Source organism: Vibrio vulnificus NBRC 15645 = ATCC 27562 (assembly GCF_002224265.1).
Classification (GTDB): domain Bacteria; phylum Pseudomonadota; class Gammaproteobacteria; order Enterobacterales; family Vibrionaceae; genus Vibrio; species Vibrio vulnificus.
Window position 1 is genome coordinate 2,987,182 of the sequence record NZ_CP012881.1, and the last position, 15,021, is coordinate 3,002,202.

14 protein-coding genes and 1 pseudogene are annotated in these 15,021 nt (G+C 42.3%); 10 read left to right on the forward strand and 5 right to left on the reverse strand.

The window, feature by feature from the left end:
• Positions 1-47 precede the first annotated feature (47 nt).
• The 5 genes from AOT11_RS14125 to AOT11_RS14170 all read left to right on the forward strand — a co-directional run bounded on the left by AOT11_RS14125 (position 48) and on the right by AOT11_RS14170 (position 5,376).
• Positions 48-356 carry a hypothetical protein gene (locus AOT11_RS14125; RefSeq protein ID WP_017428770.1) on the forward strand — a complete coding sequence of 103 codons (309 nt, stop codon included), beginning with the start codon at positions 48-50 and terminating at the stop codon, positions 354-356.
• 611 nt (positions 357-967) lie between these two features.
• A complete protein-coding gene (locus tag AOT11_RS23405) occupies positions 968-1,711 on the forward strand; it encodes a hypothetical protein (RefSeq protein WP_026050387.1) in 744 nt (247 codons plus the stop codon).
• Positions 1,712-1,859: 148 nt separating this feature from the next.
• Positions 1,860-2,303, forward strand: a complete 444-nt coding sequence (locus AOT11_RS14145; protein ID WP_026050386.1) for a hypothetical protein — start codon at positions 1,860-1,862, stop codon at positions 2,301-2,303.
• A 761-nt stretch (positions 2,304-3,064) separates the two neighbouring features.
• On the forward strand, positions 3,065-4,309 hold the full coding sequence (gene ltrA, locus AOT11_RS14155; RefSeq protein WP_237342674.1) for a group II intron reverse transcriptase/maturase: 1,245 nt from the start codon (positions 3,065-3,067) through the stop codon (positions 4,307-4,309).
• A 554-nt stretch (positions 4,310-4,863) separates the two neighbouring features.
• Positions 4,864-5,376: a GNAT family N-acetyltransferase gene (locus tag AOT11_RS14170; RefSeq protein ID WP_017420532.1), complete on the forward strand. Its 513-nt coding sequence runs from the start codon at positions 4,864-4,866 to the stop codon at positions 5,374-5,376.
• A gap of 163 nt (positions 5,377-5,539) precedes the next feature.
• Here AOT11_RS14170 and AOT11_RS14180 read toward each other — a convergent pair whose 3' ends face one another.
• Together AOT11_RS14180 and AOT11_RS14185 are read right to left on the reverse strand one after the other, a co-directional pair.
• Positions 5,540-6,037, reverse strand: coding sequence for a GNAT family N-acetyltransferase (locus AOT11_RS14180; protein WP_017420533.1), 498 nt, complete (start codon positions 6,035-6,037; stop codon positions 5,540-5,542).
• Complete coding sequence (locus AOT11_RS14185; protein WP_017420534.1) at positions 6,034-6,306, reverse strand: type II toxin-antitoxin system TacA family antitoxin; 273 nt, start codon at positions 6,304-6,306, stop codon at positions 6,034-6,036. The genes AOT11_RS14180 and AOT11_RS14185 overlap by 4 nt, the downstream gene beginning before the upstream one ends.
• Positions 6,307-6,982: 676 nt before the next feature.
• On the opposite strand from AOT11_RS14185, the gene AOT11_RS14195 reads away from it, so the two are divergent.
• The gene (locus AOT11_RS14195) at positions 6,983-7,396 is read left to right on the forward strand and encodes a hypothetical protein (protein WP_017420535.1); all 414 of its coding nucleotides are present in this window, start codon (positions 6,983-6,985) and stop codon (positions 7,394-7,396) included.
• Between the two features lie 635 nt (positions 7,397-8,031).
• Complete coding sequence (locus AOT11_RS14210) at positions 8,032-8,313, forward strand: hypothetical protein (protein WP_017420536.1); 282 nt, start codon at positions 8,032-8,034, stop codon at positions 8,311-8,313.
• Between the two features lie 72 nt (positions 8,314-8,385).
• Here the strand turns inward: AOT11_RS14210 and AOT11_RS14215 are convergent, their stop codons facing one another.
• On the reverse strand, positions 8,386-8,850 hold the full coding sequence (locus AOT11_RS14215) for a hypothetical protein (RefSeq protein ID WP_017420537.1): 465 nt from the start codon (positions 8,848-8,850) through the stop codon (positions 8,386-8,388).
• 947 nt (positions 8,851-9,797) lie between these two features.
• On the opposite strand from AOT11_RS14215, the gene ltrA (AOT11_RS14220) reads away from it, so the two are divergent.
• The 3 genes and pseudogenes from ltrA (AOT11_RS14220) (at position 9,798) to AOT11_RS14250 (ending at position 13,576) form a co-directional block, all read left to right on the forward strand.
• Positions 9,798-11,042, forward strand: a complete 1,245-nt coding sequence (gene ltrA, locus AOT11_RS14220; RefSeq protein WP_237342674.1) for a group II intron reverse transcriptase/maturase — start codon at positions 9,798-9,800, stop codon at positions 11,040-11,042.
• 555 nt (positions 11,043-11,597) lie between these two features.
• A pseudogene (locus tag AOT11_RS14235) lies at positions 11,598-11,983 on the forward strand (tautomerase family protein).
• A 630-nt stretch (positions 11,984-12,613) separates the two neighbouring features.
• Positions 12,614-13,576, forward strand: a complete 963-nt coding sequence (locus AOT11_RS14250) for a YiiX/YebB-like N1pC/P60 family cysteine hydrolase (RefSeq protein WP_017420613.1) — start codon at positions 12,614-12,616, stop codon at positions 13,574-13,576.
• A gap of 114 nt (positions 13,577-13,690) precedes the next feature.
• On the opposite strand, the gene AOT11_RS14255 is transcribed toward AOT11_RS14250, so the two are convergent.
• Together AOT11_RS14255 and AOT11_RS14260 are read right to left on the reverse strand one after the other, a co-directional pair.
• Positions 13,691-14,008: a CcdB family protein gene (locus tag AOT11_RS14255; RefSeq protein WP_026050327.1), complete on the reverse strand. Its 318-nt coding sequence runs from the start codon at positions 14,006-14,008 to the stop codon at positions 13,691-13,693.
• Complete coding sequence (locus AOT11_RS14260; RefSeq protein WP_026050326.1) at positions 14,008-14,253, reverse strand: type II toxin-antitoxin system CcdA family antitoxin; 246 nt, start codon at positions 14,251-14,253, stop codon at positions 14,008-14,010. The genes AOT11_RS14255 and AOT11_RS14260 overlap by 1 nt, the downstream gene beginning before the upstream one ends.
• Positions 14,254-15,021 lie beyond the last annotated feature (768 nt).

Sequence of the window (15,021 nt, forward strand, 5' to 3'; positions counted from 1 at the left end):
GCGGCGTTAGCTGGTAAGTGGAATATTCATCAGAAAAAGGATTGTCTATGTTTAAAGAACCGATAAAGTCATCATTTGCAACGGTACAAATAGGTGTGGCAAAGGCGGACGGTAAGCTGTCGTTGACGGATACAGAGGTTGTTTTTGTCCCATTTAACGAGCAGCTTGGCCTCGGTCCCTACCATATCAAGCGTGATGAAATAAAGTCAGTGATTCAAGATGTGGGTAAGGGTGGTGGAATCATTCCGATTACAACTGAGGCAATTCGAATCACTTTATCAAATGATTCAACGTTTGTTTTTATCACGGCTAATCCGAAACAGTGGGTCGAAATTTTCAGTGAAATTACCAGCTAACAAGGCGTTTAAGCGGGATTCATGCCGCGTGGCATTTTTGGTTTGCGGTGATTTTTGTGGTGAAAGTGGTGTGCGGAAAGTTGGTTTAGGCGGCACTCACCCCTTAACGCAGCGTTATGTTTAATCGCGTAAAATCAGTTGGTTGCATCTCTTCTTTGCATTCTCGGCTTTCTAATTTTGGTCTTGTCGGCAAGTTAACCTCATTGGGCGCTGTTTTCTGGACACCAATTCGTGGGCGCGAAAAATTCTGAGAGTTGCCTCATTAAAGCTCAGTGCATTTGTGAGTCGAATAAAGCGTCTTAGTTTCAAAGTTTGAACTCCAGTTTTCGGCTTCTCACACTAAAACTCAAAATCATTAGAATCAAATTTATGAGTTAATTCAGCTTTTTAGCTTCTAACTTTGGTTTTCAAAGATAAGTCGAGTTAAGCTCTTGGTATCGTAAAACTTAACCGTTCGAGTCTTAAACATAACAAGGCGTTTAAGCGGGATTCATGCCGCGTGGCATTTTTGGTTTGCGGTGATTTTTGTGGTTAAAGTGGTGTGCGGAAACTTGGTTTAGGCGGCACTCACCCCTTAACGCAGCGTTAGCTGTTTTGAATAAGTGGGTACGATGGAAGATATATTTAATAAGCTGACTGAGCGCTTACGCCGTCAGGGGTTGCAAGAGTCTGAATTGCATTTTTCTCATGCATTCTCAGCTTTTCAGAGGTCAGAATGGGAATCTGCTAATGCGCAAGTTAGGACGGCATTAGAATCATTGTTCGATCATGTTGCCAAACTAACTCTAAATACAAACAAAACTGGTGGGGCTGCGAGAAAGCAGCTTGAAGCGAATGGCTTATTGCGTACCAGAGAAGCAAAGCTAGTAATGGAGTTTATGTCAGTTGCAGGTGGTGCTGGCTCTCATGCTGGTGTATCAAACTCAGATGAATCTTATGGGCGAGTGCTTGCAGGAATTGGCATAGCGTATATGGGGCTAGCTCTTATTCCTGAATTAGTTCGTGTAGAAGATGTTTTAGTCGGGAACTTAAATGCTCCAGATGGGGCTAGATTGCCTACCGATCATGAAATCTATACATCGTGTTCAACCTGTGGAACGAAGCAAACACTGTCTGAAGCAACATTAACTAGAGATAAAACCGATACGATATATACCTGCACTAATGGATGCCATTCGATAGTTGTGGTTGGTTCTCCCGAAGACTCTGTTTGGGTTGGACGTGGGTATCGACTAGGGAATTTTGTTTTGCGCAACGCGCAAGATCTATATCTACCTGTTCGAAAAGGGTGTCCGCCTGTCCTAATACCGGCGTCGAAAGCTGCGTTGATGAAAGACGTGGCAAAAAACAGCTAACAAACTGTTTAAGAGTGATTCGCAACGCGTGGCATTTTCACCATGCGTTGATTTTAGTGTTTAAGGTGGTGTGCAGGAGCTTCGGTATTGCGTTGCTCACACCTTAACAGGGCGTTATGAGATTTCACTTTTAACTCATAGGGATATGATGAAAAAGTCTATAGCATGTTTGTTATTTTTACTTCTAAGTGGCTGTTCTACACATGTTGATAAGTTTAGCTACTTAAAAAGCTGGAATGATAAGTGGCAACAATGCGATGAACTAGGAAAGCAAACGGTCTTAAGTTTCCCCAAATCTGTCTGGTTTGATAGTTTGAGTCTTGGTGATAAAAAAGAAGTTTTTATATACATTTACAATCTGAAAGAGTTCGAGTGCGCTCAAGTTGAAGCCGAAAAACTCAAATCTGTTTTAGATGATGTAGAAATTACGACATTAAACGAAGTTCTGAGTGGCTTTATTTATTTTGAGCCACCAAGCGATGAACGCATCAAGCACTTGGACAGAGATGCTCTAGAGAATCTCGCGAGTTCCATTGAAGGGCCTTTCAATGGTCTAGCAACGGCAGAGATAATGGGGTTAGTAGAGTTCTAACGTAAGCTCATTCTCATAACAAGGCGTTTAAGAGGGATTCATGCCGCGTGGCATTTTTAGTTTGCGGTGATTTTGGCGGTGAATGTGGCTTGCGGAAGGTTGGTTTATGCGGCATTCACCCCTTAACGCAGCGTTATGCTTAATCAAGTAAAAGTGTGCCGTGGGCACAGGATCCTGTTATCTAAGGAAGGTAAACAGGAGAATGAGCATAAGCTCATGAAGAGATGGAGGTAGGCCCTCCAGAGTCTGCTGTCGGAAGTCGGCTCTAAACCACTTTCAAGTGGCTGTTATTAAGAGTAATGGTCAGAAGCGTTGAAGGAAAGTCAGAATAGAATTCTGGCAAGGTAGAGTGCAAGGAGATGAGTAATCCCGAACCCATGTGGACGCGTCGTTAATTAGAACCAGCATCAAAACTGAGGTCGTTTTATTATCTCAGGACGAGTACACCGGTAAATTCCGAATGCTGGGTGTGCGGTGCTCGGCGTAAAGTGGGCATGACTTTGCACTAGGCTCTTTGTGGGAACCACGGGAACCAGTCATCACGATGTAAAGGAAGAAATATAAATGACTAAATTCATGAGTATGAGAGTACCGATGCGTGATACTGGGGCGGAGCAATTCGTAGTAGTGATGAAGGGCTTGTAATGAGCGTGGAGCGAAGGGATTGCGTCAAGTCGGTTGGAACGATGACTCAACTGCCGACAGGCAGGAGGAGGTCGCACGGACAACCAAAACCTTTTGCAATATCCAAATGGGATGTAATGACTGCGTTCGAGAAGGTAAAAGCCAACAAAGGCGGAGCCGGAGTGGATGGAGTAACGATAGAGGACTTTGAAAAAGACCTTAAAAACAACCTTTACAAGATATGGAACAGAATGTCATCGGGGTCCTACTTTCCCACACCGGTCGCAGCGGTAAGTATACCGAAAAAGTCTGGTGGAGAGAGGGTATTGGGTATCCCAACGGTCAGCGACCGAGTGGCGCAAACTGTGGTAAGAGACAAGCTTGAAATCATGCTCGAGCATCACTTCCTAGATGACTCTTACGGCTATCGAGTGGGTAAATCTGCTCATGATGCGATAGAAGTCACTAGAAGACGATGTTGGCAGTATGATTGGGTACTAGAGTTTGATATCAAAGGTCTCTTTGACAATATTCGTCATGACTTGTTGATGAAAGCGGTAAAGAAACATGTTCAGCTCGCTGAAGAGAGTCAGAGCCGGGATTATCAATGGATAACACTGTACATCGAAAGGTGGTTAGTTGCTCCGTTACAGAAAGCAGATGGGACGCAAACAGAAAGAGAGTTAGGAACGCCACAAGGTGGCGTGGTAAGCCCAGTGCTTGCCAACCTATTTCTTCACTATGTTTTTGATAAATGGCTGGAGAAGAATTATCCAGACAACCCATGGTGTCGATACGCAGATGATGGACTTGTCCATGCAAGGACAAAGCCGAAAGCGGAGAAGTTGAGGGATGAGCTAGCGAAGCGCTTCAAGGAGTGCGGACTGGAGATGCACCCAATTAAGACGAAGATTGTTTACTGCAAAGATGATATTAGACGAGGGTCAGGTAAGCATATAGAGCATAAACAATTTGATTTTCTAGGGTATACCTTCAGGGCCAGAACAAATAAGTGTAAACGTACAGGTCAACTCTATAATCGATTCCTGCCTGCGGTCAGTATGGCAGCAAAGAAAGTCATGCGAAGGCAAATCAGAGAGCTAAGAGTTCGCCAGGAAACGCAGTACAGCTTAGAGCAATTAAGCAGATGGTTAAGTCCAATGCTGAATGGTTGGATAAACTACTACGGAAAGTTCAGGCGAAGCGAATTAGACTCGGTATTCAGACACTTCAACAAGACTTTAGTACGTTGGGCGAGAAGGAAATTCAAATCGCTAAAATGTCACAAAAGTCGAACCGTAGCGTTCTTTGATAAGCTATCGGCTCAATGTCCTAGATTGTTTCCTCACTGGAAATTTGGTTCAGCAAGAAGTTTTACTTGATGGGAGCCGTATGAGCTGAGAGGTTCACGTACGGTTCTGCGAGAGGCTGCTGGGGTGGTTCCGGTGGCCTACTCACCTCAGTTGGTTATGGTTTTTCTTTGTTCCCTTGGCTTTTCAGTTTGGTGTTTGTCGGCAAGCCGGTTTTTTTGAGCGCTGTTTTTCGGACACTTATTCTTTGGCGCTGAAAATTCAGAGAGTTGCCTCAATCAATTTTCGGGTAAGCGCGAGGTTAGAGCGGTTGACTCAATCAGAAATCCATTTTGATTTTTTAAACTCCAAACAAGATTTGCCAGAATTCCGAGCCTGATTATCAAAACTATGATTCATTTCGGTTTTCTAAGTTTTGGCTTTTGTTTCTGAATCAAAGTCGAGTTAATCTTGTTTCCAGAAAAACGTAACCTATTGAAGCTTAAGCATAACAAGGCGTTTAAGCGGGATTCATGCCGCGTGGCATTTTTGGTTTGCAGTGAGTTTTGGTGGTGAAAGTGGTCTGCGGAAGCTTGGTTTATGCGGCATTCACCCCTTAACGCAGCGTTATGTGAATGGAGCTAATCTTGAAAATATCACTAGTCAAAAGTGGTGAAATTGAGGCGTATGAAGCTTCAATTAATGCACATCTAAACTCAGTTTTTGTTCAAGATTCTGTAGTCAATTTTAACCACGAATTAGTTTGTGTAGTTCTCATTGAGGACGACAGTCAGATTGTTGCTACAGGCTTTGCTTATAGCCGGTTAATGTCACAGGGCTCTGTCAATTTCAAAGCGGGCATAGTTGGCGGTATAGCAGTTGCACCAAATAAGCGTGGTTTGGGTTTGGCCAAACTTGTCGTAAAAGAACTGGATAAATACTTGGTGTCTTTTGGTGTAACTCATTCTTTTCTTTTCGCTTATGAGCCAGATGTATATCGAAGTTCAGGGTATTCAGAGTTAATTTGTCCTATTCATTACTACGATATACAGCAGAAAAATTGGAACGAGTTTGTCTACCGTGGAGGCATGGTTAAGACTTACAATGTTGGTGACGCTCTAAGCAATCAAGTCATTGAGTTTAATGGTTGTGTATATTGAGCGTGCTGGAAAAATTCACATAACAAGGCGTTTAAGAGGGATTCATGCCGCGTGGCATTTTTGGTTTGCGGTGAGTTTTGTGGTGAAAGTGGTCTGCGGGAAGTTGGTTTAGGCGGCACTCACCCCTTAACGCAGCGTTAGTTTGCTAAAGGCTAGCGGTTAACTAGCCTAAGCTTGCTCTCACATCTGCAATGGTGATGAAGAGTTTGTTTTCGGCATCATGAAATGCTTGAAAACCATAGCGTTCATAGAAATGTTTCGCACCGTCTTTGGCATCAACGATAACAACTGGAAATGCAACGCTATCACTAGCGGCTAATAGTTTTCTGAGTGCGTCGATAAGCAGCCACTCACCAAATCCTTTCCCTTTGTATCGGTCATCGACAGCAAGGCGGGCAATCAGACCACCAGAGGTGGATGATTGGTGCTTTTTTTGTAACTTATCAGGCAATGCCTTTAAGTCAATTGGTGTCATTGTTAGCGTATAAAAGCCGATAACATGTGAATTGTCGCTATCATCTTCCAAAACAAAAGTTCTGGTGTTGTCCTTCTTTGCTTGCTGACTCGCCATTACTTTTAAGTAATTATTGAGAGCTTCGATGCCACAGTTGAATCGGTTTCTATCGTGTTTAGCTTTATCTAGAAGTACCGTATTCATCATTGAGTTTTGCTCTCGTATCGATCAGCAGCAGCTTTTAGTTTTGAGTTCTGTGTTGCAGGACGATCTAAAGCTTCCATGAGCAACATCGCATCTGCTTGGCTTAGTTTTAAAGCCTGTTCACGTTCGATGACTTGTTTAGCTTTTTCGATTGCAGCGCTTAGAACAAACGAGTTGATGCTAGACATGCCGGCGATCGCGGCAGCCTTAGTAAGTAAGTCTTGTGTATCGACATCAACTCTAGCGGTGATGCGAGGCAAAGTAGTAGCCATAATGTTATCTCCTGTTGTGTCAAAATGTCACATGTGTATTATGGTCTTAAAGTGTGTAATAAGCAATATCTGTGTCACTTTGGCACGCAAACTAACAAACAATTTAAGAGTGATTCGGCACGCTTGGCATTTTTACTATGCGTTAATTTTAGTGATTAAGGTGGTATGTGGTGGCATCGGTATTGCGTGCCTCACACCTTAATTGGGCGTTAGTTTGCAAAGTTAAAAAAAGGCTAGTTCGGTTACTGGGCTTTACACCTGTTGGTTTGCCAACATCACGAACTTTCCGGTGGCACTATAAAAGAAGTGTTCGCGGTGGTGTAGTCGTTTACTGGTTCTAACTTTTTTGTGATAGTTCTTTCGCGCGGTTTCTTTGCGGCTATTTCGCTCCCAATTCTAGCCAAGTCCGTTTTGTCGGTTGGATTTGAAACTCTGGCTATAAGTTTTACATTTGGGTTCAAAGTCAGTAGTTTTGTAACCATTTCAGCGCGTTGTGGAAAAATTGGGTAGCATGGGGCAAGCAAACTAACAAACAATTTAAGAGGGATTCCCAACGCTTGGCATTTTTGCTTCTACTTCAATTTTAGTGGTTACGGCACAATGCTTTAGGTTGGGTTGTAGCGTTGCTCACCCCTTAATTGGGCGTTAGCTATCTCAGGGAAGATCGAGAAATTAAATGAAAATTAAGCATTTATCTATTAACTCATACCAACCGAAGCGTAGCTCGGAGATTTTAGCTGAGCTTACAAATGGTGAGGCTAAAGCATTTCCGTCAAAGACAATGATTGGTGCATGGATGTGTGTTTGGAGTGAGAGTGATAATGAACTAATAGAGTTCATTCCAGTGCAGTATAAATTGACGTTCGGTGACTTAGCTGCAATTTATGAAGAGCAAGGTAAAAACCAAAATTTTCATGCTTCTCACTTTATGCTCGAAGCAAACAAAACGGTAGATGAGTTAGTCGCAATAGCAGAGAAACATCAATTAGTTCATCGTTTTAGAAAACACTTTGGTGGTCCTTTGTATGAGGTTTGGCTTGAGGATGGTCTGCTAGCTGAGTTTTGCTCTGACGAGATATCAAAACTTTAAGTGTGCAATCAATAGCTAACAAACTGTTCAAGAGGGATTCGCAACGCGTGGCATTTTTACTATGCGTTGGTTTTAGTGATTAAGGTGGTATGCGGCGGCTTATGTATTGCGTTGCTCACCCCTTAACAGAGCGTTATGTTTAGTCACGTAAAATCAGTTGGTTGCATCTTTTCTTTGTTCCTTCGTATTTCCAATTTTGGTCATGTCGGCAGGTTAACTTCAGTGGTCGCTGTTTTCTGGACTCCAATTCGTGGGCGCTAAAAATTCAGAGTGTTGCCTCATTTAAGTTCAGTGCGTTTGTGAGTCGAATGAAGCGATCTTAGTTTCAAAGTTTGAGCTCAAGTTTTCGGTTTCTTACGCTAAAATTCAAAGTCATTACAACTAAATTTATGAGTTAATTAAGCTTTTTAGCGTCTAGTTTTGGTTTTCAAAGGTAAGTCGAGTTAAGCTCTTGGTATCGTAAAACTTAACCCTTTGAGTCTTAAACATAACAAGGCGTTTAAGAGGGATTCATGCCGCGTGGCATTTTTGGTTTGCGGTTGGTTTTGGTGGTGAAAGTGGTCTGCGGAAGCTTGGCTTATGCGGCATTCACCCCTTAACGCAGCGTTAGGTTGCTTCACAAAAGGGAGTACCTAATGGACGTAAATTTAGCTGAAAAATTGATTGCAGACGTACTGACCACAAAGTTTGGTTGTGAGTTTGAACCTGTTCCATCACATCGACATCTGAACTTTAGAAGTGCAGATTATGACTTTTCGTTTCCTGCATGCTTATTAGATTCTGTTGGCAGTAAGCCTTTGGAGCAAAAGATTGGTCATTGGCTTCAGCGGGATTTCGATTTAATCAAAGCTGGTAGTCATGTAATTTATAATGAAAATGGCGAGATTATGCCTGATTCGGTAATTGCAGAAGAATAGTTCTCATATAAACATGGACTAACATATGATACCAGTTTGTTTCGGTGATAGTGCTTCTCATTATCGCTAGAATCAATTCTGAGCGTGTCTATTCATTCTAGGCTTGTTGGTTATGGCATAACGTCTTGGGCTTGTCTCAGAGCCTAAATAGGCGGCTAAATTGGCAAGCCTTTGCTTTGATACCGTGTCTGTATATTTTTCTCGGTCAAATGGACGTTGTGCGACTCTAACTTGGCTGTCATAGGTGTATCGAGAGAGCACTTTGCTAAGCAAGTTCAAATCAAGTTCGGCAGAGGTGAGAATTTGAATGTATCCGACAGTGCCATATCTGAACTGATTTTTTAATCTCAACACCCAAATCATAGTGATACTTTTGAATGCAGCACTGACAGGTTTTTTAATTTCCTGCATCAAATTGTTGAACAGAAATGCATCATCAAAGTTATTAAAAAATATCGCTGTCTGATGCGTGGGCTTGATGGTTTTAATGTGATTAATCAGCTTACGCTTAGTCTTATCTTGAGATGATTCAGTCATAGTTTATACACCAATAATCATATTTCTCTATATCCTTATATTGCTTCCAGAGAATGTGAGTTTTATCGTATGTTTAATGGTGCATAAGTTATTGATTTATTGGTATTATGCAATTGTGATATTGGTCGAGTTGACGACTGATAATTACGAAAATCGGATAGTAGTGCGGTGAAAATCACACTCAAAATGAGACATCGTAACCTAACAAAGCATTTAAGTGGGATTCACAACGCATGGCATTTTTAGCATGTAGTAGCTATCTTGGTGAGCGTAGTTTGCATTGAGTTAGTTTGGGCGTTGTTCACCCCTTAATGCGGCGTTATGCTTAATCAAGTAAAAGTGTGCCGTGGGCACAGGATCCTGTTATCTAAGGAAGGTAAACAGGAGAATGAGCATAAGCTCATGAAGAGATGGAGGTAGGCCCTCCAGAGTCTGCTGTCGGAAGTCGGCTCTAAACCACTTTCAAGTGGCTGTTATTAAGAGTAATGGTCAGAAGCGTTGAAGGAAAGTCAGAATAGAATTCTGGCAAGGTAGAGTGCAAGGAGATGAGTAATCCCGAACCCATGTGGACGCGTCGTTAATTAGAACCAGCATCAAAACTGAGGTCGTTTTATTATCTCAGGACGAGTACACCGGTAAATTCCGAATGCTGGGTGTGCGGTGCTCGGCGTAAAGTGGGCATGACTTTGCACTAGGCTCTTTGTGGGAACCACGGGAACCAGTCATCACGATGTAAAGGAAGAAATATAAATGACTAAATTCATGAGTATGAGAGTACCGATGCGTGATACTGGGGCGGAGCAATTCGTAGTAGTGATGAAGGGCTTGTAATGAGCGTGGAGCGAAGGGATTGCGTCAAGTCGGTTGGAACGATGACTCAACTGCCGACAGGCAGGAGGAGGTCGCACGGACAACCAAAACCTTTTGCAATATCCAAATGGGATGTAATGACTGCGTTCGAGAAGGTAAAAGCCAACAAAGGCGGAGCCGGAGTGGATGGAGTAACGATAGAGGACTTTGAAAAAGACCTTAAAAACAACCTTTACAAGATATGGAACAGAATGTCATCGGGGTCCTACTTTCCCACACCGGTCGCAGCGGTAAGTATACCGAAAAAGTCTGGTGGAGAGAGGGTATTGGGTATCCCAACGGTCAGCGACCGAGTGGCGCAAACTGTGGTAAGAGACAAGCTTGAAATCATGCTCGAGCATCACTTCCTAGATGACTCTTACGGCTATCGAGTGGGTAAATCTGCTCATGATGCGATAGAAGTCACTAGAAGACGATGTTGGCAGTATGATTGGGTACTAGAGTTTGATATCAAAGGTCTCTTTGACAATATTCGTCATGACTTGTTGATGAAAGCGGTAAAGAAACATGTTCAGCTCGCTGAAGAGAGTCAGAGCCGGGATTATCAATGGATAACACTGTACATCGAAAGGTGGTTAGTTGCTCCGTTACAGAAAGCAGATGGGACGCAAACAGAAAGAGAGTTAGGAACGCCACAAGGTGGCGTGGTAAGCCCAGTGCTTGCCAACCTATTTCTTCACTATGTTTTTGATAAATGGCTGGAGAAGAATTATCCAGACAACCCATGGTGTCGATACGCAGATGATGGACTTGTCCATGCAAGGACAAAGCCGAAAGCGGAGAAGTTGAGGGATGAGCTAGCGAAGCGCTTCAAGGAGTGCGGACTGGAGATGCACCCAATTAAGACGAAGATTGTTTACTGCAAAGATGATATTAGACGAGGGTCAGGTAAGCATATAGAGCATAAACAATTTGATTTTCTAGGGTATACCTTCAGGGCCAGAACAAATAAGTGTAAACGTACAGGTCAACTCTATAATCGATTCCTGCCTGCGGTCAGTATGGCAGCAAAGAAAGTCATGCGAAGGCAAATCAGAGAGCTAAGAGTTCGCCAGGAAACGCAGTACAGCTTAGAGCAATTAAGCAGATGGTTAAGTCCAATGCTGAATGGTTGGATAAACTACTACGGAAAGTTCAGGCGAAGCGAATTAGACTCGGTATTCAGACACTTCAACAAGACTTTAGTACGTTGGGCGAGAAGGAAATTCAAATCGCTAAAATGTCACAAAAGTCGAACCGTAGCGTTCTTTGATAAGCTATCGGCTCAATGCCCTAGATTGTTTCCTCACTGGAAATTTGGTTCAGCAAGAAGTTTTACTTGATGGGAGCCGTATGAGCTGAGAGGTTCACGTACGGTTCTGCGAGAGGCTGCTGGGGTGGTTCCGGTGGCCTACTCACCTCAGTTGGTTATGGTTTTTCTTTGTTCCCTTGGCTTTTCAGTTTGGTGTTTGTCGGCAAGTTGGCTTCAGTGGGCGCTGTTTTTCGGACACTTATTCTTTGGCGCTGAAAGCTCTGAGTGTTGCCTCAATCAATTTTCGGGTAAGCGCGAGGTTAGGGCGGTTGGCTCAATCAGAAATCCATTTCTAGGTTTTCAAACTTCAAACTAGATTTGCCAAAATTCCGAGCCTGATTATCAAAACTATGATTCATTTCGGTTTTCTACGTTTTGGTTTTTGTTTGTAAATCAAAATCGAGTTAATCTTGTTTTTAGTAAAACGCAAGTTATTGAAGCTTAAGCATAACAAGGCGTTTAAGCGGGATTCATGCCGCGTGGCATTTTTGGTTTGCGGTGATTTTTGTGGTGAAAGTGGTCTGCATAAGGTTGGTTTATGCGGCATTCACCCCTTAACGCGGCGTTATACGTTTAAGGAGAAATCGTGGTCGTCATATACGGAATAAAAGATCATTTGAATCCAATTAAAGCTGAGTTGTCCGATGTGATTCAGAACTCAATGACTCAAGCTCTAGGCTTGCCCGAGGATAAACGAGCTCACAGGTTTATTCCGCTTGATAAAAGTGATTTCTACTATCCTAGTGATCGCACTGATGCCTACACGGTGATTGAAGTAAACATGATGGAAGGTCGCAAAGTAGAAACGAAAAAGGCATTGATCAAAGCGCTTTTTAGTAACATTGAATCTCGATTAGGCATTTCCCCGTTGATATTGAAATCACAATTAAAGAGCAGCCTTCCCATTGTTGGGGTTTCAGAGGCATTACAGGTGACGAAGTCGCCGACTTAACCTACAAAATCCACGTATAACAAGGCGTTTAAGCGGGATTCATGCCGCGTGGCATTTTTGGTATGCGGTGAGTTTTTGTGGTGAAACTGGTTTGCGGAAGGTTGGTTTGGGCGGCATTCACCCCTTAACGCAGCGTTATGTTTAGTCACGTAAAATCAGTTGGTTGCATCTTTTCTTTGCTTTCTCAGCTTTCTGATTTTGGTCTTGTCGGCAAGTTACGTTTAGTGGTCGCTGTTTTCTGGACTCCAATTCGTGGACGCTAAAAATTCAAAGAGTTGCCTCATTGAAATTCAGTGCGTTTGTGAGTCGAATGAAGCGATGTTAGTTTCAACGTTTGAGCACCAGTTTTCGGTTTCTCTCGCTAAAATCTCAATATCAGTACAATCAAATTTATGAGTTAATTCAGCTTTTTAGCTTCTAACTTTGGTTTTCAAAGATAAGTCGAGTTAAGCTCTTGGTATTGCAAAACTTACCCCTTTGAGTCTTAAACATAACAAGGCGTTTAAGAGGGATTCATGCCGCGTGGCATTTTTGGTTTGCAGTGAGTTTTGGTGGTGAAAGTGCTCTGCGGAAAGTTGATTTATGCGGCATTCACCCCTTAACGCAGCGTTAGGCCTTTTGTGTCCACATAGAATAAGGGAATCAGATAGTTGAGTCGTATTCAAAAAGTAATATCAAGAACAGCTACAGCACAAGTATTCAGAGAAATAGGTGGCAGCGAAAGTAGGCAACTTGATGTTATTAATCAGTTCAAACAAATGCCTGATAGTCAGTTGGATATGTTTGGATTATATGCCGGTATTACAAAAGAGCATTTACCTATCTATAGAGCAATGGTAAGGGGAGAGAAAAATGCATTTGTTGATGGGTTGAATACCTTTAGCGATGCCTTGCAACCTGGCGATATCATCCTTGTTCTAGGAACTGCGGGGACATCAAAGGCGTTATTAAAAGCTCAGAAGCGTGTGTATTCAAAAGCAAGATCCAGCCATGTGATAGTTTCTCAAATGGATTTTATTTGTGTTGATGCTGTGCCTAAAATTGGAGTTTCACCACGAGTTATTCCAGATTTATTAAATGATGTAGAGGCTGATTGGCAGGTTATTCGTTGTAAAGAAGTGAGTGAGAAACATCATGAAACCATAATGAAGATGTGTGCATATTACTTAGAGCAGCCTTACCTTATTTTTCCAAGTAAAAAACCAGCTAAAAAATATTCGTACTGTTCTGAGTTAGCTAGAAAAATCTACGCTGAATCAGGTTTGGAAAAATCTGGCATACCTACAAATAAAATTATTAAGCCTTGCGATTTTGATCAGCTTGCAGATGAAAGTCAGCGCTGGGAAGATGTTACCGCTAGCGTTAAACCGTATATTGAATTTTGCATTGCCCATGCTGATATTTTAAGATTTATAGCTAAAACGTATATCCAAGGTATCGATCTAAACCGTCAAAGGTTTAAAGAGCGTGCTGAGACAAAGAAAAGTACTATTAAACGCATGAAAGCGGGAGAAATCTCGAAAGAAGAGGCTGATAGAATAATTAGTGCAATAAATAAAACAGAGAGTTCACTTAATTATAAGTTTTGGGATCATTCTCAAGCTAAGGCCTAACAAACAATTTAAGAGTGATTCCCCACGCTTGGCATTTTGGGCTTGGGTCAAATTTAGTGTTTACGGTGTTCAATTTGAGTGTCGTGGTCGCGTGGCTCACACCTTAATTGGGCGTTATATGCCAGTAATCAGGAAGTCGATAGCAGCAATAATCTCGTTTCTAAAAGTGCTCAAATCATTTACCGGATCACGCAATATCTTAGTTGGTACACTCGCCATTTGGTGAGTTAGGATTACGAAGTCACCTTCATCAATGTGGATCACTGGGCATAGGTGAGTAGGGGCTTTCTTCTCTAACATTTCAACCGGTGTTAATGGAATCACCAGTCGGGTATTCAGTGTATCAAGCATTTCACTTTGAACATCAACAAAGTATGGGTAAGCGGTAGCAGTGCTTTTATCGTTATTTTGGTATAGTGAAAACTGTGACATTAGAATACTCGATAAGAATCAGAAAACAGACCGTGATTTTCGGTTAGTTCATTGCAAGCGTTGATAGCATCAGCATTTTGCTCTAACCACTCAGTCTTACGGCGCTGATTTACTTCTTTTTCAAGGGCTTTTTCCATTGTTGCCGAGAGGTTTATGTTTAGGCGCTTAGCTTCAGCGAGTAACTCGCTATTTAAGCTTAAGTTTGCAGCCTTCTTGGGTGCTTGCGTACTATATGCGTTTCTCATAATAATTACCTATGCGTATTTATGGTGCGCATTAAGTATAGGCGCACGAAAGGCATATAACAAACAATTTAAGAGTGATTCCCCACGCTTGGCATTTTTAGTTTGGGTTTAGTTTAGTGTTTACGGCGTCCAAGTTGAGTGCAGTGGTAGCGTGGCTCACACCTTAATTGGGCGTTATGTTTAGTCACGTAAAATCAGTTGGTTGCATCTTTTCTTTGTTCCTTCGTATTTCTTATTTTGCTCTTGTCGGCAGGTTAACTTCAGTGGTCGCTGTTTTCTGGACTCCAATTCGTGGGCGCTAAAAGTTCAGAGAGTTGCCTCATTGAAATGCAGAGTGTAGGCGAGGTGAGTGAAGTGATTTTGATTTCAAAGTTAAAGCCCGGCTTTTCGGTTTCTTACGTTGAAATTCAAAGTCAGTACAGTCAATTTTATGAGTTAATTCAGCTTTTTAGCGTCTGATTTTGGTTTGCAAAGGTAAGTCGAGTTAAGCTCTTGGTATCGCAAACTCAACCCTTTGAGCCTTAAACATAACAAGGCGTTTAAGAGGGATTCATGCCGCGTGGCATTTTTGGTATGCAGTGAGTTTTGGTGGTGAAAATGGTCTGCGGAAACTTGGTTTAGGCGGCATTCACCCCTTAACGCGGCGTTATGTTTAGTCACGTAAAATCAGTTGGTTGCATCTTTTCTTTGCATTCTCGGCTTTCTAATTTTGGTCTTGTCGGCAAGTTAAATTCAGTGGTCGCTGTTTTCTGGACTCCAATTCGTGGG

Excerpts from the sequence above, each read along its gene's own strand:
- AOT11_RS14185 (WP_017420534.1), bottom strand. The coding sequence starts at position 6,306 with ATGGCTACTACTTTGCCTCGCATCACCGCTAGAGTTGATGTCGATACA.
- AOT11_RS14145 (WP_026050386.1), top strand. The coding sequence starts at position 1,860 with ATGAAAAAGTCTATAGCATGTTTGTTATTTTTACTTCTAAGTGGCTGT.
- AOT11_RS14210 (WP_017420536.1), top strand. The coding sequence starts at position 8,032 with ATGGACGTAAATTTAGCTGAAAAATTGATTGCAGACGTACTGACCACA.
- AOT11_RS14255 (WP_026050327.1), bottom strand. The coding sequence starts at position 14,008 with ATGTCACAGTTTTCACTATACCAAAATAACGATAAAAGCACTGCTACC.
- AOT11_RS14215 (WP_017420537.1), bottom strand. The coding sequence starts at position 8,850 with ATGACTGAATCATCTCAAGATAAGACTAAGCGTAAGCTGATTAATCAC.
- AOT11_RS23405 (WP_026050387.1), top strand. The coding sequence starts at position 968 with ATGGAAGATATATTTAATAAGCTGACTGAGCGCTTACGCCGTCAGGGG.
- AOT11_RS14180 (WP_017420533.1), bottom strand. The coding sequence starts at position 6,037 with ATGATGAATACGGTACTTCTAGATAAAGCTAAACACGATAGAAACCGA.
- AOT11_RS14195 (WP_017420535.1), top strand. The coding sequence starts at position 6,983 with ATGAAAATTAAGCATTTATCTATTAACTCATACCAACCGAAGCGTAGC.
- ltrA (WP_237342674.1), top strand. The coding sequence starts at position 9,798 with ATGACTGCGTTCGAGAAGGTAAAAGCCAACAAAGGCGGAGCCGGAGTG.
- AOT11_RS14125 (WP_017428770.1), top strand. The coding sequence starts at position 48 with ATGTTTAAAGAACCGATAAAGTCATCATTTGCAACGGTACAAATAGGT.
- ltrA (WP_237342674.1), top strand. The coding sequence starts at position 3,065 with ATGACTGCGTTCGAGAAGGTAAAAGCCAACAAAGGCGGAGCCGGAGTG.
- AOT11_RS14260 (WP_026050326.1), bottom strand. The coding sequence starts at position 14,253 with ATGAGAAACGCATATAGTACGCAAGCACCCAAGAAGGCTGCAAACTTA.